20 protein-coding genes are annotated in these 18995 nt (G+C 34.1%); 5 read left to right on the top strand and 15 right to left on the bottom strand.

What is annotated here, in order from left to right; genetic code table 11:
- The first annotated feature begins 70 nt into the window (after positions 1 to 70).
- Positions 71 to 1291, top strand: coding sequence for a gephyrin-like molybdotransferase Glp (gene glp / locus ACI9TV_RS01080; RefSeq protein ID WP_415248910.1), 1221 nt, complete (start codon positions 71 to 73; stop codon positions 1289 to 1291).
- Here the strand turns inward: glp and ACI9TV_RS01075 are convergent.
- The 10 genes from ACI9TV_RS01075 to mnmG form a co-directional block, all read right to left on the bottom strand.
- Positions 1288 to 1869, bottom strand: coding sequence for a 6-pyruvoyl trahydropterin synthase family protein (locus ACI9TV_RS01075; protein ID WP_415248909.1), 582 nt, complete (start codon positions 1867 to 1869; stop codon positions 1288 to 1290). The two genes, glp and ACI9TV_RS01075, sit on opposite strands and share 4 nt — an antisense overlap.
- A gap of 9 nt (positions 1870 to 1878) precedes the next feature.
- A complete protein-coding gene (locus tag ACI9TV_RS01070; protein WP_415248908.1) occupies positions 1879 to 2637 on the bottom strand; it encodes a 7-carboxy-7-deazaguanine synthase QueE in 759 nt (252 codons plus the stop codon).
- Complete coding sequence (moaA, locus tag ACI9TV_RS01065) at positions 2637 to 3602, bottom strand: GTP 3',8-cyclase MoaA (RefSeq protein WP_415248907.1); 966 nt, start codon at positions 3600 to 3602, stop codon at positions 2637 to 2639. The genes ACI9TV_RS01070 and moaA overlap by 1 nt, the downstream gene beginning before the upstream one ends.
- Before the next feature lie 75 nt (positions 3603 to 3677).
- Positions 3678 to 4397, bottom strand: coding sequence for a hypothetical protein (locus ACI9TV_RS01060; RefSeq protein ID WP_415248906.1), 720 nt, complete (start codon positions 4395 to 4397; stop codon positions 3678 to 3680).
- 150 nt (positions 4398 to 4547) lie between these two features.
- Positions 4548 to 5702, bottom strand: a complete 1155-nt coding sequence (locus tag ACI9TV_RS01055; RefSeq protein WP_415248905.1) for a hypothetical protein — start codon at positions 5700 to 5702, stop codon at positions 4548 to 4550.
- 215 nt (positions 5703 to 5917) lie between these two features.
- Complete coding sequence (locus tag ACI9TV_RS01050; RefSeq protein WP_415248904.1) at positions 5918 to 6397, bottom strand: RDD family protein; 480 nt, start codon at positions 6395 to 6397, stop codon at positions 5918 to 5920.
- Positions 6398 to 6543: 146 nt separating this feature from the next.
- Complete coding sequence (locus tag ACI9TV_RS01045; protein ID WP_415248903.1) at positions 6544 to 7488, bottom strand: c-type cytochrome; 945 nt, start codon at positions 7486 to 7488, stop codon at positions 6544 to 6546.
- Positions 7489 to 7498: 10 nt separating this feature from the next.
- Positions 7499 to 8716, bottom strand: a complete 1218-nt coding sequence (locus tag ACI9TV_RS01040) for a cytochrome b (protein WP_415248902.1) — start codon at positions 8714 to 8716, stop codon at positions 7499 to 7501.
- 12 nt (positions 8717 to 8728) lie between these two features.
- The gene (petA, locus tag ACI9TV_RS01035; protein ID WP_415248901.1) at positions 8729 to 9259 is read right to left on the bottom strand and encodes a ubiquinol-cytochrome c reductase iron-sulfur subunit; all 531 of its coding nucleotides are present in this window, start codon (positions 9257 to 9259) and stop codon (positions 8729 to 8731) included.
- 264 nt (positions 9260 to 9523) lie between these two features.
- A complete protein-coding gene (gene mnmG, locus ACI9TV_RS01030) occupies positions 9524 to 11413 on the bottom strand; it encodes a tRNA uridine-5-carboxymethylaminomethyl(34) synthesis enzyme MnmG (protein WP_415248900.1) in 1890 nt (629 codons plus the stop codon).
- 127 nt (positions 11414 to 11540) lie between these two features.
- On the opposite strand from mnmG, the gene ACI9TV_RS01025 reads away from it, so the two are divergent.
- Genes ACI9TV_RS01025 through recQ form a run of 4 tightly spaced genes read left to right on the top strand, consistent with a single transcriptional unit; the run spans position 11541 to position 15356 of the window.
- The gene (locus ACI9TV_RS01025) at positions 11541 to 12227 is read left to right on the top strand and encodes a tetratricopeptide repeat protein (RefSeq protein ID WP_415248899.1); all 687 of its coding nucleotides are present in this window, start codon (positions 11541 to 11543) and stop codon (positions 12225 to 12227) included.
- Positions 12228 to 12279: 52 nt separating this feature from the next.
- Positions 12280 to 12927 carry a GGDEF domain-containing protein gene (locus ACI9TV_RS01020; RefSeq protein ID WP_415248898.1) on the top strand — a complete coding sequence of 216 codons (648 nt, stop codon included), beginning with the start codon at positions 12280 to 12282 and terminating at the stop codon, positions 12925 to 12927.
- Between the two features lie 26 nt (positions 12928 to 12953).
- Positions 12954 to 13568 (top strand): riboflavin synthase, encoded by a 615-nt coding sequence (locus ACI9TV_RS01015; protein WP_415248897.1) that lies wholly within the window; start codon positions 12954 to 12956, stop codon positions 13566 to 13568.
- 3 nt (positions 13569 to 13571) lie between these two features.
- Positions 13572 to 15356, top strand: coding sequence for a DNA helicase RecQ (recQ, locus tag ACI9TV_RS01010; protein WP_415248896.1), 1785 nt, complete (start codon positions 13572 to 13574; stop codon positions 15354 to 15356).
- Here recQ and ACI9TV_RS01005 read toward each other — a convergent pair.
- The 5 genes from ACI9TV_RS01005 to ACI9TV_RS00985 all read right to left on the bottom strand — a co-directional run bounded on the left by ACI9TV_RS01005 (position 15346) and on the right by ACI9TV_RS00985 (position 18995).
- Positions 15346 to 16104: a tRNA (5-methylaminomethyl-2-thiouridine)(34)-methyltransferase MnmD gene (locus ACI9TV_RS01005; RefSeq protein WP_415248895.1), complete on the bottom strand. Its 759-nt coding sequence runs from the start codon at positions 16102 to 16104 to the stop codon at positions 15346 to 15348. The two genes, recQ and ACI9TV_RS01005, sit on opposite strands and share 11 nt — an antisense overlap.
- On the bottom strand, positions 16094 to 17446 hold the full coding sequence (locus tag ACI9TV_RS01000) for a chloride channel protein (RefSeq protein ID WP_415248894.1): 1353 nt from the start codon (positions 17444 to 17446) through the stop codon (positions 16094 to 16096). The genes ACI9TV_RS01005 and ACI9TV_RS01000 overlap by 11 nt, the downstream gene beginning before the upstream one ends.
- Before the next feature lie 145 nt (positions 17447 to 17591).
- Positions 17592 to 18098 (bottom strand): S-ribosylhomocysteine lyase, encoded by a 507-nt coding sequence (gene luxS, locus ACI9TV_RS00995; RefSeq protein ID WP_415248893.1) that lies wholly within the window; start codon positions 18096 to 18098, stop codon positions 17592 to 17594.
- 89 nt (positions 18099 to 18187) lie between these two features.
- Positions 18188 to 18328 carry a hypothetical protein gene (locus tag ACI9TV_RS00990; RefSeq protein WP_415248892.1) on the bottom strand — a complete coding sequence of 47 codons (141 nt, stop codon included), beginning with the start codon at positions 18326 to 18328 and terminating at the stop codon, positions 18188 to 18190.
- A 28-nt stretch (positions 18329 to 18356) separates the two neighbouring features.
- Positions 18357 to 18995, bottom strand: coding sequence for an HAD family hydrolase (locus tag ACI9TV_RS00985; RefSeq protein WP_415248891.1), 639 nt, complete (start codon positions 18993 to 18995; stop codon positions 18357 to 18359).

Here is an 18995-nt window from a genome sequence, read left to right as displayed (position 1 = left end):
GTTACAATACTCATATCATACATTTCATTCATAGTGGAATTTTACAATAATAATTCTTTAAGAGGTCAACATGGCAATAAAAGTAGAAGAAGCACTTGATATTATATACAAAAATGTATCTCCAACATCTGTTAAAATCCTACCACTTGAACAAGCACTTGGTTGTATTTTAGCGCAAAATGTAGTTGCCACACTCAACTTGCCCCCATTTGACAACTCTGCTATGGATGGTTATGCTGTTAAGCTCTGTGATTCTGGGAAGGCTGTAAAAGTTACACATACAATTTTTGCTGGAGATGATTCAAGCGAAATATTAGAACCAACATATGCTATAAAAATCATGACAGGTGCAAGAATTCCAGTGGGGTGTGAATGTATTGTTCCAGTTGAGGATACAAAAGGACACATCAACGGAGTAGTACTTCCAGATAACTTACAAAAATCAAAACATATTCGACTCTCAGGTGAAGATATAAGAGTTGGCGATAACTTACTCACTTGTGGAGAAAAACTTCATGCCCATCAAATTACACTCTTAGCATCCCAAGGGATTAGTCATGTTAAAGTACATAAAAAACCTAAGATAGCACTTTTCGCATCAGGAAGTGAGTTAAAAATGCACTTTGAAAATGTAGAATCACATCAACTCTACAACACAAATACTCCAACATTTTTTTCACGTGTATTGGAACTTGGCTGCGAAGTTGACTTTATAGGTACTGCTGTTGATACTATGGAGGATTTAAAAGCCCATATTCAAAGTGCCCTCAGCTCAGACCTTATTATTACCAGTGGTGGAGTGAGTGTTGGCGATGCTGACTTTACAAAAGAAGCCTTTGCGGCTTTTGGCTGTGAAGTATTCTTTGACAAGATAGCTATTAAACCTGGTAAGCCAACAACAGTTGGTAAAATTGGAGACACGATGGTATTAAACTTACCTGGAAATCCACTTGCAGCAGCTTTGAATTTTGAGCTCTTTGGACAAAGTATCATCTTAGCACTTGGCGGTGCGAGATCAAAGTACCTTAACCCAATTAAAGCAAAAATGAAAGATACTTATAAACTTAGAAAAGGAAAAAGAACTTTAGTTCCTGGCTTTTTTGATGGTGAATTTTTCATTCATTGTGCTATATTTGCTCCAGGGATGGTTTCACCACTTGGACATGCTAATGCTTATATTATGATAGATGAAGAGTGTGAGCAGTTGGATTCAGAGACTCAAGTAAATATTATACCAACACGTTTTACTTTTACAAAAGAAGTGCCAAGCGATTTAAGAAGTGGTACCTAAACACTTCTTGGATTAAGAAAGTTTTGTCCTTCTTTGAGCTTTTCAAATAATTTTTCATCTTTCCAATCACTTAGTACAGTAGGTGAAAATACTATCTCATTTAATTTTATTTCACCCATTTGTTTACTGTAAGCATCCTCTTCAAAACATTGTGCATAACCAGTAGCTGTTTCATGTACTATGATGCTATTTAAAGATACATTTTTTTCACCATTAATAGTACTTGTTTGATGTAAGAGTTTATCTATAACTACAAAAAGTACACGTGAGAGTTGTTCTGCCGATGGCGAAACTGGAAGTGATACCCATCTATCGGAATACTTTTTCATATCTTCAACATACTCTTTTTCATCTTGATCCCAAATACTTATAGAATGATCAAAAGAGTCTATTAAATCTTTCATATTCTGTTTCATTAAGCCAAAATCATAAACCATTTGTCCATTATCTAAAAAGTTTGATTCAAAGAGTAACTCTACCTTGTAAGAGTGCCCATGTATGGAGCTTCTACATCTAACAGTAGAACATCCACGAACTATGTGAGCATTTTCAAATTTAAACAGTTTTCTAATTATCATAACATGCTCCTAAACACCCTTATTTTTATCCCATATTCTTATATGCAATCTATCTGAAAAATTATACCCTTTTGCTTTACAAAATTCTATAAGCGGCTCGGTATTTCTTTCAACTTCTTTTTTTGAGCCACCAACTGGCATACAATACACAGGAGTAGATGGAGAATGGATAAGTACATCTTCTATTTCTTCTTCTAAACCAAGATTGATTGAGTTTCTATCAATTGAAAATTTAAAAAAAGATTCTTTTGAAGAAGAAGCAAGTGAAAAAATAATATCTCCATTGACTCGCTTCTTTAAATTTTCACCTGAATTTGAAAGTTTCACTGAAAGTGCAAAAATACATTCTTTATACACAGGGTATTTTTCAAAATCAACGTCTAAAGATCCATTCGTCTCAAAACATATTTTATGCCCATTTTTATGTAACGCGTTTAAAAAATCTACAAAGATTAGGTCATTTGCATAAATAAGAGGTTCCCCACCTGTTAGAACAATGTCTACAGCATTAGGAAGCTCATATTTGTCCAATATATTTAAGAGTTCTTGTACAGAAGTAATTGGTATCCAAGAATGAGAAAAGTGCTCTTTATTTACAGCGTAAACAGTATCACAGCCTCTAACATCAACACCAGTTCTAGATGTTTCACTACAGCCAAAACCCTCACACTTCATGTTACATCCACCGAATCGTAGGAAGAGTGATGGAGTACCAGTATACTTACCCTCTCCTTGGATAGAATAGAAATGTTCAACTAAGTATATCATCAGCCACCAGTTTCATAAAAAGCTCGAGATGATACTTCACCATCTTCACCGCCCCAGCGGTTTTTTTCAGGTTTAGTACGTACTACTTCTTTTAAGACTAATGCAGCACCTTTTATATCGCCAGCTTTAATAGACTCAGAGATACTCATAGCTTCATCAAAGTAAAGACATGGGATAAGATTACCCTCCGCAGTGAGACGAATACGATTACATTTTTTACAAAAGTCATCTTCATATGGTTCTATAATTCCAAATCTATATCCATCTTCTAGTGTATAATAATGAGACGGAGAAGTACCATCAAATCCATCATCAGAAAATGTATATTTTTCACGTAAATGTGCTAGAAGTTCGGGAGACTTCATCCCCTTAATATCTTCTTTTGCATGCTTATTTTCCATGTACTCAATGAATCTTACAGATATATTACGCTCTTTACAATACTCAAGTACATTAAGTATCTCGTTCGCATTTACACCTTTCATTGGAACCATGTTAGCTTTTACTTTTAGTCCAACTTTTAAAGCCTCTTCAACACCTGCCAAGACATTTTTTAAAACATCTTTACCGGCTATATCTTGCGCTACTGAAGGGATAAGAGTATCTATGCTTACGTTAATACGTTTAAGTCCAGCATCCTTTAATCTTTGAGCAGCACCCTTAAGTAAGTAAGCATTTGTTGTCATCGCTAAGTCTACTTTTGGCTCATAGTCATAAATCATTTTTATGAACTTATCTAGACCTTCACGAAGAAGTGGTTCACCACCGGTAATACGGATTTTTTTAACACCTTCATCTATTGCAACTTTCATAAACTCAAAAAGTTCTTCGAAGGTAAGGAGGTTTTCTTTAGGTACCCAAGAAAAAGGTTTCTCAGGCATGCAGTAAGTACATCTAAAGTTACATCGCTCAGTTACTGAGACACGTAAATAGTCTACTACTCTGTCATAACTATCTATTAGCATATTAATCCTATATAATCACTCAAATATCTATCTAAAAATTATACTATTGTTATTTGAAGCTAATATAAATATAATTTACTTCGCTAATATCTCAGACTTCATATCCATAAACTCTACATCTGTTAAAAGTCCGTCTTTTTTCATTTCATAGGCCTTTCTAACATCATCAAGCTTTGAACTTGTTCTTGTTACAGATGGATTAGCTTTCGTTACTACCTCTGGACTTACAGATCTCTCTGCTACTTTTTTATCTATAAGAGCATCAAGTTCTTCTGCAGTCATTCCAGCAACAGCACCTTCTTTTTGTACTAATGCTTTATTTGTATCTTTTTTTGGAAGAATAAGTGCTTCTATAATGTTATCTTCTTTACTGTACGCACCGGCAAGGGTTGTTGTTTTTAAGTCTTCTAATGCTGTAGCTTCATCAACTAAAGTGAAATTAAATTTTGCAAAATCATCTGAAAAACTTCTCACTTTAAGATAATACGATTGTCCTGCTTCAAGATTTAAAGAAACTTCTTGTTTTTCTATGTCATTTCTTATAGCAGCCATAGTTATCTGCATAGATTTAAGATCATAAGTTACATATTCATCTGCACCTATAAAGCCTTTTGTATCTTTTCCATTAATAGATATTTTATATTTTGTAATTCTTTCTGTATCGATTGCAGGAACTGCATACACATATACTAATGATGCATCTTCAATTGGTTTTTTTACTTCAAATGGAATTCTAGAACAAGAAATAAAAATCATACTTAGCATGATTAAAGTTGATAAAGCTATTTTTTTCATAAAGTCTCTCTTATTTGATTTGAGAGTATTATACTAAAGAAAATTAAATTTTATACCAAATAAGTTAAATTTGAAGAAAGATGAAGAGAAATGAGTTTTTTTGAAGATTTCCAAGCCGAAGCTTGGAGGATTCTGTAGTTCTAGAAATTTCTAGAAGTTTACAGAAGCGATAACACGAACGTGTTGTTGAGCATCACCATCAGCCATACTAGAAGCACCAACTTCACCATCACGATGCATTAGGATAGCTTTCATATTGAAATCACCTAGTTTTTTACTAACAATTAAATCGATTTCTGACATATCACCTTGAGCAGGAGTTACGTCATTTGAATTATTTATATACTGTAATGCAAGACCTGTTCCAGCTAATTTACCTGAAGCTTTGATTTTAAAAGCAGTTGAACCTGGTATTGAAACATATCTACCATCAGTATAAACACCATCAGTTCCTAGTTTGTCTTTCTTGTTAGCAGTTGCTGTATTACCTACTGCCATTGAACCTGTATTACCATCACTAACTGTTGAAGCAGCAGCATATAGGTTAACTGAAGCAACTTTCATTTTAGCTTGTAATGCGAATGCTGTAGTATCATCAACACCACTAGCAGCTGGCATCATTTGAACTGCTACACCTTTAAGAGCTACTGGACCAGCTTTCAGAGAAGCATCAAACCATACTGCTTTTGCAAGTGAAGATAATTCATATCCCCAAACATTTACAGCTAAAGCATCATTTTTATATAATGCACCTAGAGCATATACAGAAGTACCTGCATAACGGCTTACCACTTCACCAGTATTACCTTGACCAACGAAAGCAGCAACTACAGTTAAGTTATCAATTGAATTATTGATAGCTACTGCAGCATTAAAAGTATTTGGAGTTGCATTCCATCTTTCAGTAAACGCTAAAGGAGTATCTAATTCTTGCTTACCTACTTTAAGTAAAGTTTTTGCGCCTACAGGAGCTGTAATATACATTTCACCTGTATACATTTCACCATCACCAGTCAAGCCTTGAGAAGGACTTCTAACACCACTTACTAATGTACCTTCAAGACCCATTGTAGATGTTTGGTATACAGTAGCACCGAAGCCAACATTACCTTGCTTACCAGTAACGCCTAATTTAAATACTACTTCCCCTGAAGCACCATCTTTATTGAACATACCGTTAGTACCACCATTATTAGTTTCGTACCATAATTTAGCTTGACCATTAACTTTGATATCTTCTAAAGCTGCCGCCGCTGTTGTTAGTGCCATAGTTGCTACAGCAACTGATAATATAATTTTTTTCATTTAATTTCCTTGTTTGTTTTTACACCACTTAATATGAAGTGATAGTTAATGAAATTAGTAAAATCGCTTACTAAAACTCACACCGTAATGTATTTGAGACAAGACTATTATAATGATTGTTATTTTAAATGAAGTTTAAACGTGGAGGTTTATTTACACTTTGTTTACTTTTGATACATTTCTATTCATAATGTGATATATTTTTGATATCTCATTTACTTTTCTAAACTAGGAAATGCCTTTATTGTAGTACTTAGAAGTATATCATGCAATAGTTTGTTATCTTTTCTTAACACAGGCAAGAACAGTCCAATGAGAGTAGTTACAGTAAATAAAAAGACAAAAAAACGTAAGAATGCTCTAAAAAAACCAATATTTTCAAAAGTTTTTGAATCTACAACTTTTATTTCATACGCTTTTTTTCCTGGTGTTTGTCCCGTTCGTGATAAAAAAGCTGCATAAATGAATCCATATATTATAGTAGCAATCAGAGGAGCAATACTTGAACCTTGTAGCGCTTCTTTTCCATCAAGTACACCATATGTCATTATGTACATAATTGGCATATAGATCATAAAAAGGTCTACTATTAATGCTTTAATTCTATATATATAGTATGTAGGATTTATTGTTTGTTTTTTATCTGTTGTTTGGTTATTTTTGTTTGATTGTTTTTTTAAGTCTCTGAATCTCATAAAGAAATTATAGCTTAATTTGTATAAGGAGGAAAAGAATCTGACTCCAAAGGAGTCAAGATTTCACTGAGAATAATTTAGTAATTCCCAGTACTAGACTTTGGGATAGAAGTGGACTAAAGAGATTACTCTCTTTAGTGGACTATTTAATGTAAGTCTCTCCATACTTGTTTTTTCCAAAGAAAAGCGAATAATGCAAATATTACAATATAAATCATAACATTAATAGCGATTTCTTCTCTCTCGTGACGTTTAGTGTCTCCAGCGTCTTTCATATACTCAATAACTTTATCAGCAGTCTCTGAACTTACACCAGTTCTTGGCATAGCAGTTCCAGCTAAATGATTTTGAGGATTTTCAATGAACGTACGTAAGAAACTATCTGAACGTGAACGGATATACATACTTAAATCTGGAGGTAATTTACCCATATAAGATTTAATAGAATCTTCATATTCTAAGACTTTGATTTCATATGCCAACGTGTCTTTTTTATGTTTAAAAGTTGGCTTATCTCCCATTTGTGTCCAGTTTTCATATCTCACTGCATGACATCTACCACAAGCATTTTCATATGCCATTTTAGGCGTTAAGTCTTCTTGCTTCACTGCTATAGACTTGAAATAAGCAACCATATCTGCTATCTCTTGATCGATATCTCCACCAGCTCCATAAAATGAGCTCATTGGGTGTGTTTTACCACCTTCATAAAATACGTGTTCAACTTTTAACGCGTGAGCAGGATTTTTAATAAGATCTGCTAAAAATTTGTCATTATAGATAACACCAGCATTACTTAAATCCGGTGGATTAACACCATAAGCAGCTGCTGCCATTTGTGGTTCCATAGAAGCCGCCATACCAATTGACTCAATTGCGTGACAACCAACACATGCACCTGCACCCATAACTAAGTCTTGACCACGAGTTACATCACCTGTTTTAGTGATAAGTGGTAAATCTACATATTCAAATTTCTCACTTTCTACATGCTTATGTAAAACATGGTGAGCATAAGGCTCGACAAGATAGTAAGTAAGAAGTGAGAAGAACACGATTACTGCTAAAATTATTGTTTCATTATTTTTCATCATATTCCCCTTATACTTTTGCTTCACGTGAAGTAATAAATGGTAGTGCTACCCATTGTGCTACAAATAACACAGCCGAAACAAAACCAATAGTACTAAAAATACCTTCTGGAGGTAATTTACCCATAGCTGTCAGAACTATCATATTTGATAGCATCAACCAGAACCAAATCATAAACGCTTTACCACGACGATTTGCTGCTACTGCATTTGGACTTCTGTCCAAGAATGGAAGAAAAACAAAAATAACCTGAGCAAAAGCAAAAAGAATCAGACCTAAATCGATAGAGAACGGACGTAAAATCTCATAAGACCATAAGAAATACCACTCAGGGTAAATATGTGCTGGAGTACTAAGACCATTAGCCGGATCAAAGTTTACAGGATCCATAGCAAAACCATAGTTATAGAATACAAGATAAAAGAAGAATATTAAATAAACTCCAACAACCATCATATCTTTAGACATAAAGTCATTTGCAAATCTCATAACTTTTGAACCAGCTTTATCGCCAGCTAAATACTTTTTAGACTCTGCCTCAAAATCGATCTCTTCACCATCTTGATTATTTACGTGAGGGATTCTTAAGGCTCCAAAGTGAAGTGCAATTAGACCAATGATAGCCAAAGGAATAAGAAGTACATGCAACATAAAGAAACGGCCTAAGAATGCTTGAGCAGGAACATAATCCCCACGAATCCATTCAACTAAACCATCTGCATGAAGTGAACCACCGGAGAAAAGGTTAGTAATAACCATACCAGCCCAGTAAGACATTTGACCCCATGGTAACATGTATCCTGAAAATGCTTCTGCTGAGAATGCAACAAAAAGAAGCATACCAGAGATCCAAATCATCTCACGACCTTTTTTATAAGAACCGTAGTAGATACCTGTAAACATGTGAATGTAGATGATTAAAAATACAACAGATGCCGCAACACCATGCACATGTCTCCATAACCAACCAAAATCAACTTCTCTCATTATTGTATAGTTTACACTATCGAATGCTTCATCAACTGTAGGTACATAGTACATTAATAAAAATATACCTGAAACGACAAGTAGTGCAAAAGTGATTACAAGAACCATACCCATTGCCCACAAGAAGTTAATGTTTTTTGGAATCCAATACTCAGAACCCATAACTTTTTCAACTTTTTCAATCGCTAAACGTTGGTTGAACCAATCTTTAACACTTGTTGCTTTTGTAAAATGTGCCATTATTTTCCTTTATTAAAGCGTAACGCCATTTTCTTTCATCATTGTCCATTCAGGACCTTGTTCACCTAGTACTAACATGTTCCCATCAATCTTAAATGGAGGGATATCAAGTCCACGTGGAGGCGGTACTTTTGTCACAAGTCCAGCTGCAGAAAACTGTCCACCATGACATGCACATAAAAAGTCATTTTTATGTTTTCTAAATGCTGGAATACAACCTAAGTGTGTACACAAACCAATAGCAACCATAAAATTATCATTACCAATTTTGATATTTCTTGCTTGAGCGTCAGGGTTACCTTCTTCTTCTTTCATAACTGCTGCTGATTTTTTAAGAACAAAGATAGGTTTCCCTCTCCATTTCTCAGTTACCATTAAACCTTCTTCATAAATTGACATATCAAGAGTTGTAAAACCTGCGGCTTTAACACTTGGGAGAGGATCCCAAGATTTCTTCATTGCAACTAATGAGCCAATAGCACCGACTGCTGCAACAGCACCAAATGCCATACCCATAAAACCTCTACGGCCATTATTCTTCATACTCTCTCGCTTAACTTATAATTTTTCTTAAACTTAATTATAACTTTAGAAGTATTAAAAGAGTGTTAAATTTGTGTAAAATGATCAATATTTGAATTGTTTTCTTAAACTATTTACTATTGTGTTACTATTATCTACTAGTATACCATGGTAATTTAATATTTTTAGTACATTTTATAACATAAAATTATAAAACAGCTTGATAAAATATAGAGAGTTTCTCAAATAGCTTATCAAATATTTTCTAGTTTAGATAGTAATTTATCAAGTATGCATTTTTTCTTTTTTCTTAGCTATTCTCATATAGACATGTATAATTTCTATCGCTGCTGGAGTTATACCACTTATATTCATTGCTGCTTGCAGTGTTGGAGGGTTAAAAGCTTCTAATTTTTCTACAACCTCACGAGAAAGACCACTAATCGATTTAAAGTCAAAACCTTCAGGAATTGCAACTTTAAGATACTTTTTCATTCTTTGTATCTCTTCACTTTGCTTATCAATATAACGAGCGTACTTTCCTTCAACTAAAATCTCTTCTCGTATATAATCATTATACTGTGCTAACTCTGGAACTATTTGAAGCATTTTTGCAACATCAAAAGTCTTACGAGCAACAAGCTGTTGGGCAGTTGAAATATCTTTTATAGGCTGTTCATTCATAGCTTCAAGCTTCGCTATAAACTCTTTGTTTGGAGTAAACTTTGTATCTTCAAGTAATTGTGCACCAGCTTTAATCTGTGTATCTTTTAACTTCACCGCTTCATAAAGATCATCGTTGATTAATCCAAGATCATGACCGTATCTACTCAGTCTCGTGTCTGCTGACTCTTCTCGGAGTAACAGTCTGTACTCTGCACGTGAAGTAAACATTCTATACGGCTCTTTTGTACCTTTAGTAACAAGGTCATCAATTAAAACACCTATGTATGCTTCATCACGTCTGAGGATCAAAGGCTCTTTATCTTGGATACTTAAAGATGCATTTATCCCTGCCATTAAGCCTTGAGCAGCTGCTTCTTCATAACCTGTAGTACCATTTATCTGGCCTGCTAAATAGAGTCCAGATATTTTCTTTGTCTCTAGCGTATGTCTTAATTCACGAGGATCTACAAAATCATACTCGATTGCATACCCATAACGTACAATTTTTGCATTTTCCATTCCCTTCACTGAAGCAATCATCTGACGTTGAACTTCTGGTGGCATAGACGTACTCATACCATTTATATAGCACTCCGTGTTGTCCATTGTTTGTGGTTCTATGAAAAGGTGGTGTCTGTCTTTATCTCGAAACTTATCTACTTTATCTTCTATACTCGGACAATAACGTGGGCTATTACCCTCTATTTGACCAGTGAACAGTGGTGCTCTATAAAAGTTTGATTCTATAATCTCATGTGTAGTTTCATTTGTATACGCGATGTAACAAGGAAGTTGCTTTTTATTTGCTCGGAATTCCTCACGATTTGTTCTAAAACTAAATGGACTTGGGAGTTCATCTCCACCCTGCTCTTCCATCACTGAGAAATCAATACTTGAGCTATCTACTCTTGCACATGTTCCAGTTTTAAGTCTCTCAACTGTAAGTTCACAATCATTTCTTAACGAATCACTAAGTCCTACACTTCTTTCCTCGCCAAAACGACCAGCAGGTTTTTGTACTTCACCGATGTGAATAATTCCATTTAAAAAAGTACCTGATGTAATAATAACTTTCTTTGCACTATATTCATTACCAAGGTCTGTTTTTACGCCAACAACAGTCTTATCCTCAATAACCAAAGATTCCACCATCTCTTGAACAAGTTCTAAGTTTGGAGTATTTAAAACCACGTTTCTTGCAATAACACGATACTTATCCATATCAATCTGAGCGCGACTTCCACGAACTGCTGGACCTTTTGTCTGGTTAAGAATTCGAAACTGAATTCCTGCCTCATCTGTGATAAGCCCCATTTGGCCACCAAGAGCATCAAGTTCACGAACTAAATGCCCTTTAGCTAAACCACCAACAGCAGGATTACAAGATGTTGCACCCACATTTTCAGCTAACATTGAAACCATTAGAGTCTTATTACCCATTCGGGCACTCGATAGTGATGCTTCTACACCAGCATGACCACCACCAACTACTATTACATCATAATTCATTATTTCACCGCTCTTAAAATATTAATGCGAATTTTATCATTTTTACGTATAATTTGCATAATATAAACAAAATTAATTAAGCTTTATAAGTTATACACTTCAATTATAAAGAAAATTTGGAAAAATAATGATACAAACTGCACACGATGCGTACAATAAACAAGACTATACAACAGCACTTGAGCTTTACACGAAACTTGCACGAGAAGGCAATCCCGACGCACAAACATCTTTAGCATTTATGTACCAAAAAGAGCAAGGGTGCGAGAAAGATGAATTGAAATCTTTAGAGCTATATACAAAAGCGGCAGAAGCAAAACAGCCCTATGCACTTTTTAATCTTGCCATACTTTATGCTAATGGAGTCGGTGGTGTAACACATGACCAATTTAAAGCACACGATTTACATATGGAAGCAGCTACAAGAGATGTACCACCAGCGATGTATGAAGTCGCACTTATGCTAGAACGTGGTCTTGGCTGTATGCAAAACTACTCCGAGGCTGCTTTTTGGTACGAAGAAGGTGCAAAACGTGGGCACTTAGAGTCTTTTAATAACCTAGGTGCTCTTTACAAAGAAGGACATGGGGTTGATAAAGATGAAGCAAGAACATTTATATGTTTTTCTCGTGCAGCTGAAGGTGGCTTAGCGCAGGGCTTATATAATCTTGGTATGCTTTACGACCAAGGTATAGGATGTGAGCAAGATCATGATAAAGCACTAGACTTATGTAGAAAAGCAGCTTATAAAGGTCATGAAAAAGCGAAACAAATTATTCAAGGTCTTCAAGAAGACGGAAAAATCGTTTTTTAAACATCATTTCATACTTAATATCATATAATTTGTTATTATAAAAAGGTTCAAAATGATTACTATTACCGAAAATATACAAAAAAAATTAGATGCCTTAGATAATGACGTAAAAGAATTTGTAAAAATACTATTAAAGACAAATGAAAAAAATGAAAAACGATTAAATCATATTATGAGCCAAAGTGATAATCAACAACTTCAATTAATGCAGCTAAATGAAAATCTTAAAACTATTTCTGAAACTGATGCTCTCACATCTTTACCAAATCGTTTAAAGTGTGAAAGTACTGTAAATAATTTAATAGAAAAAAGAACTCCATTTTCAATACTCGCTATAGATATAGATAACTTTAAAACATTAAATGAAAAATTCAATATTGCTATTGCCAATCAAGTTTTAGTACAAATAAGTAAACAATTTAAAAGATTAACAAAAAGTGGTGACTTTTTAGGAAGATGGGCTGGAGATACTTTTATTATTATTATTGAAGAAAATACTTCTTTAGATGAAATGATTGAAAAATCAGAAGAAATATGTAATAAAATTGAAGAGTTTTTTTTCGACGATGTTGGACAAGTTACTGTTAGTATCGGCGTATCGAGTAGATCTGCAAATTCTGATTTAAACACACTTATAAATACACTTAGTAAAGCACTCAATAAAGCTAAAGATAATGGAAAAAACCAAGTCTCACACTAAAAATCATACCAATAGAGAGAAGTAAAATGTTCACAGGATTAATTAGAGAAATCGCAACTGTTAAAAGTTTAGTGGGAAGTACATTAAGTATTAAAGCAAAATATAAAGGTGGGCTTGGTGATTCTATCGCTATCAACGGAGCATGTTTGACTGTAGTCAAAGTTTTAAATGATGGCTTTGCAGTAGAACTCTCACCAGAGTCCCAAAACTTACTTGCAATGGATAACTATAGCGGCGAAGTACATATAGAGCCTGCTATGATGATGGGGGATAGATTTGAAGGGCATATTGTTCAGGGGCATGTGGATTGTATTGGGGAAGTGACAGAGATAAAAAACAGTGGAAACTCATTTGATGTTTTTATCAAACTGCCTAAAAAATTCATCCCGTTTGTCGTTCCTAAAGGTTCTATCACTATTGATGGTGTCAGTCTTACTGTAAATGATGTAAATGCGGAAAACTTTAGACTTACAATTATTCCTCATACTATGAAAGAAACACTTTTTAAGAACTATAAAAGAGGTTCAAAAGTCAATGTTGAGACAGATATGTTTGCACGTTATGTCTCTCATATTATCGCACATCAGAAATCTACATCACTTTCATGGAATGAAGTTGATGCAATCTCAGCTATCTACTAATCATTGAGAGAAAATAAACTTCAAGTCTTAAAAGACAATTTCGGTCACAATAACTTTCGCGAGTTTCAAGAAGAAGGTGTGGATGCGATTCTAGAAAATCGTGACTTAATGATGATACTCCCAACAGGTGGAGGAAAGTCACTTGTTTTTCAACTTCCTACTCTGATGAAAGATGGTGTAAGTATAGTTATTTCACCACTCATTGCGCTCATGCAAGATCAAGTTGCTGCTCTTAAAGCACAAAATATCCAAGCAGATATGATAAGTTCTGCACAAAGCCAAGATGAAATAGAAGAGATACTTTACCAACTTCGGATGAAACAGTTAAAGTTTCTTTATCTCTCACCAGAACGTCTTAATACACAATGGACGTATAACTTACTCAACACACTTGATATAAACTTTTTTGTAATAGATGAAGCACATTGTATCTCTCAATGGGGTCATGAGTTTCGTGATGACTACAGAGCACTTGGGAACTTGAAACACAACTTCCCAAATACTACTATTTGTGCCTTTACTGCAACTTCAACTGATAATGTTACAGATGATATAATTGGACAACTCAAACTTGACAATCCTCTTTTACTTCGAGGAAAAGTATTTCGTAAAAATCTTTTTATTTCTGCTGAGAGACGAATATCAAATGGTTATCCACAACTTCAAAATTTTCTATCCCGCCATACAAATGAAAGCGGTATCATCTATGTAAGTTCACGAAAAAAAGCTGAGGAGTTGAGTGCTTCTTTAAATACAAAAGGTTACAAATCCTTAGCATACCATGCAGGACTACCCAACCATATACGTGAACAAAACTTTAAAATCTTTGTCAATGATAAAATAGATATTATGGTTGCAACAATCGCCTTTGGTATGGGAATAGATAAAAGTGATATCCGTTTTGTAGTGCATATGTCTTTACCAAAGTCTCAGGAAAATTACTACCAAGAGATTGGTCGTGCTGGTCGTGATGGTGAAGACAGTGAAGTGTTACTCCTTTTTAATGCAGCCGATATGGTAATGCAAAAACAATTTTTGCACCAAATTGACAACCATGACTATCGTGCACATCTCGAAACAAAAATAGATGGAATATATAAATACTCAACATCTGAAATATGTTTTCATCAACAATTAGCAGAGTACTTTGACAATGAACTTGATCCTTGTTCAACTAGGTGCGATAACTGTTTAAATACCGATTCTAAAAGACAAGATATTACAAAAGAATCTCAAATGATACTTAGTGCTATCTATAAGACTTCTCAAAATTTTGGAAAAAATTATATTGTCGATATTTTACGCGGTTCAAAAGAGCAAAAACTTTTAGCCAATGATGCAGATAAACTATCTATGTATGGGATTGGTACCAATCTCAGTAAAAAAGAATGGTTTATCGTTCTTGAGAGATTACTTGAATTACGCATTGTCACTATTGGTGAATTCTCTGCTTTAAAACTTACGGATGATGCAGTAAAGATTTTAAAATCACTTAAAGTTGTAGATATAAAATCTTCCCGTCTTGATGTAGATAAAAAAGTGAAAAAAGTAAAACAAAAAGAAGATTTTGATTATGATGAAGAACTTTTTGAAGAACTACGAATGAAACGATCAGAACTTGCAAGTGAAAAAGGTGTTCCGGCTTACATCATTTTTGGAGATAAGACACTTAAACACCTAGCGAATGAAAAACCTCATGACAAGGTAAGTATGCTTGAAGTCAATGGTGTTGGGGAAAAGAAATTTGAACAATACGGTGAAGAATTTTTAAGTGTGATTAATCCCTAAGTGATCTAGCATCTGGGTTGCAAGTAATCTTATGTTGCATATTTACTTCTTTTAAAGTTTCTATACTAGATGGGGAAGCAAGGGTAGATTTTCTAAAGCCCTCCCCTTCATTGAGATAAATTTTAAGGCCATTTTCATATAAAGCTAATCTCGTCGCTAGAGCTATTGAATACGTAGTTAGAATTCCATCATTTTTGATAATTTTTCGAATATCCCTAAAGTATTCTTGTGTCCAAAGTATAGGATTTGTAGTTGGTGAAAAAGCATCTTGATACACTATATCAAACTTCTCTTCTTCAAAATCTAAAATATACTTACGAGCATCACCTAGAAAGACTTCTATATGAAATTGCTCATCATCATATTTTCCACTTTCTACTAAAGAGCTAATGATATGTTCTATCTCTTTGAATTCTTCTGGATATGTGAAATCATTGAGTGAAAATACAAGTTGAGTATCTAACTCTGGCGAATAAATATTTATATTTGATTTTATACCATTTTTTTGTACATAGTGGATAGTTGCTAATGTATTAAAACCTAAGCCAAAGCAAATATCTAAAATATTTATTTCATCTTTGTCTTTTTGAAATTTTAAAGCTGGAATTACGTGTTTTACTAAAGACTCATATAAAGCTCCATCTTTAGTTGAGTGATAATGTTCATCATACTCTTTGGAATACGCTGTATATGTTCCATCTTCACTTAATATTAAAGAATGAAGTTCATCATTAAAATTACTTGTCATTTTTATTGTGCTTATTTCTCTTTTTATAAAGATTTTCTCTTTTTTCTTTAATTCTATTTTTTATTCTATCTATCTTATTTTTTTCATGATTTTCAAGCTCAACATCTATGTCATCTATCACTTCACCAATCTTCACATCCAGCATCTCAGATTTTCTCATTCCAATTTTTTGGGAGGGGAAAATACTTCTGTGTCCAGTTATAAGAAAGCTAATAACAACACTAATTGCCGCGTAATGAACCATCTCAATACCAAACAGCTCAACTGACATAATTATCGATGCAAGAGGAGTATTGGTTGTTCCAGCTAAAACACTCACAAAGCCAAGTGCAGCAAAAAGAGTAATATACTCACTTCCTATTAAATTACCAAAGAAATGTCCACTTGTGGCACCTATATAAAATATAGGAGTAATTACACCCCCGCTTCCACCAGAACCAAGCGAAACTGCTGTAAAAAGAGTTTTTAATAAAAAATCATACCAAGGTAAACTTTCTGCATTAACCATATTTGGGTCCAGCGCATCTTTAATTGTCTCAAGACCTAGACCTAAATATTGTTCACCAAGTATTAAAGTCAAAATCACTAAAAGTAAACCACCTGCAAAAGCTTTTAGGTACTCATTAAAAGCTAAGGATTTTATATATTTGTGAACCTTAGATATCGAGGTAACAACCATATCTGATACAAGTCCAAAAAATAAGCCCGCCACAACAACCATGGCAATAAGAGGTAAATCCAACTCAACACTTTGATAAAAGCGTAAATCAAAATATGTATACTCAATGCCTAGTAATTGGGCTGTTGTAAAAGCCGCAAAACCAGCTATAATCGAGGGGAGTAAAACATCATACATGATGAGTCCGATAATCAGCACTTCAACTCCAAAAATAGCTCCAGCTATCGGCGTACCAAACACCGATGCGAAACCTGCACTTATCCCGCAAATGACCAATTTTTTTCTATCTTGTGCGGAAAATTTTAATAATTTAGAAATATATGATGCAGCACCGGCACCTATTTGAGCACCTGGCCCTTCTTTACCAACTGAAGCACCTGTAAAAATACTTAAAATTGTTGCGAGTAATTTAACGGGGATAACTTTGACGTCTATATTTCCATCATGTTTATGAACAGCTTCAATAACTTTTTCTGTTCCATGACCTGCAGCACTAGGAGCAAAAGTACGGATGAGCCATACAGTCAACATCAAAGCAAAAGGAAGTAAATAGTAATAATTAAAGCCAAGTTCAGATCTGCTATTTTCAGCTATCAAAAGGATTTTTAAAAAACCAGTAACAATGGCACCAATCATGATACCAACTAGTGATGATAGAAACATCCATTTTGTAACACTAAAAAAAATGGCTGTCTGTTCTGTAGCATGCTTTAAGATAAAATTACCTTTACTAAAGTATATTACTTCATTCTATCCAAATATATGACTTTTGTATGTATATATTAGTTGAAGTAGAAATTATTATGATTTATTGATCTACCTTAGATAAATCCAAAGCTAAAGCATCATTGTCCATAATATCTATATCTTTATTTAAAACTGCACGAGCTATATCTTTTGCATCATCTAATGAATGCATTTTATATGTCCCACATTGGTATAAATTTAGTTCAGGAATATCCTTTTGCTCTTTTACTCCGATAACATCTTTCATAGCAGCTTCCCAAGCCTCTGCAACTCTTTCTTCAGATGGTGAACCTAGGAGTGACATATAAAAACCTGTTCTACAACCCATAGGTGAAAGGTCAATTATTTCTGTGTCTTTTGAATTGAGATGATCTCGCATAAAACCAGCAAATAAATGTTCTAAAGTATGTATACCTTCTTGGGATAATATCTCTTCATTTGGTCTTACAAAACGTAAGTCAAAAACAGTGATATCATCACCACTTGGTGTTTTCATCCCCTTAGCTCTACGAACAGCAGGAGCTGGCATGATAGTGTGGTCAACGGTAAATGAATCGAGTAATGGCATTGAAAATCCTTGTTAATTATTTAAAAGTATTTTAGCAAGTTTTGATGTGATTTTCTTTAATGAAAGTGGTTAATTAAATATATGTAGTATTAATGCTTAGTATTTCTATCTTCTTCAAATAGTTTATAGAACTTAGCACTAAAACGATCTACACTAAAAAATAAACCCATAGCAACACCAAGAATACTTGTAACAACAAAAAATATAATCATCCCTGTACCAATTTCCATCATTGCTCCAAATATTTTAAAAGTAATTTTACTTTATATTGTCTTTAATAAATATTATAGCCTCTAAGGCATCTTTCTTAACATAGTCTGTGTACTGACTCAATGTACTTGCATCATCGTAGCCAGTTAAAACGGCTACAGAATTTACATTTGCGTTTTTCGCAGAGATAAGGTCAAGTTTTGTGTCCCCTATCATCCAAACATCTTGGGAGTCATAATTTAAGGCTTCTAGAGCCTTCAAAATTGGTTGGGCATGTGGTTTTGGATTCTCAACATGTTCTCGCCCAATAAGTACCTTAAAATGATGCATTAGTCCAAAGTGTTCCATAAGTATCTCAGAGTACGTCCCTGTTTTTGTTGTAACAATACCAAGAGTAGCAATTTCACTTGCAAGCTCTACAGCTTGTGTTGCACACTCAAGGAGTTGGGTTTTAATAGTTGATATTTTTCTGTACTCTTCTTTATATGTATCAACGTAATTCCAAACTTTATCTTCTGCGATGCCTAACTCTGCATACATAATGTCTAATGGATATCCAATAAGTGACATTATTGCTTCATCTGATGGATGTTTTGTCCCATGCACATCAAAAGAATAATGGAATGTACTTACAATTGCATCTGTCGAATCTATAAGGGTTCCATCTAAATCAAATAAAATAATCAT

Source organism: Sulfurimonas sp., from assembly GCF_047622445.1.
Classification (GTDB): Bacteria; Campylobacterota; Campylobacteria; order Campylobacterales; family Sulfurimonadaceae; genus Sulfurimonas.
This window is presented reverse-complemented; position numbering and strand designations above follow the sequence as displayed.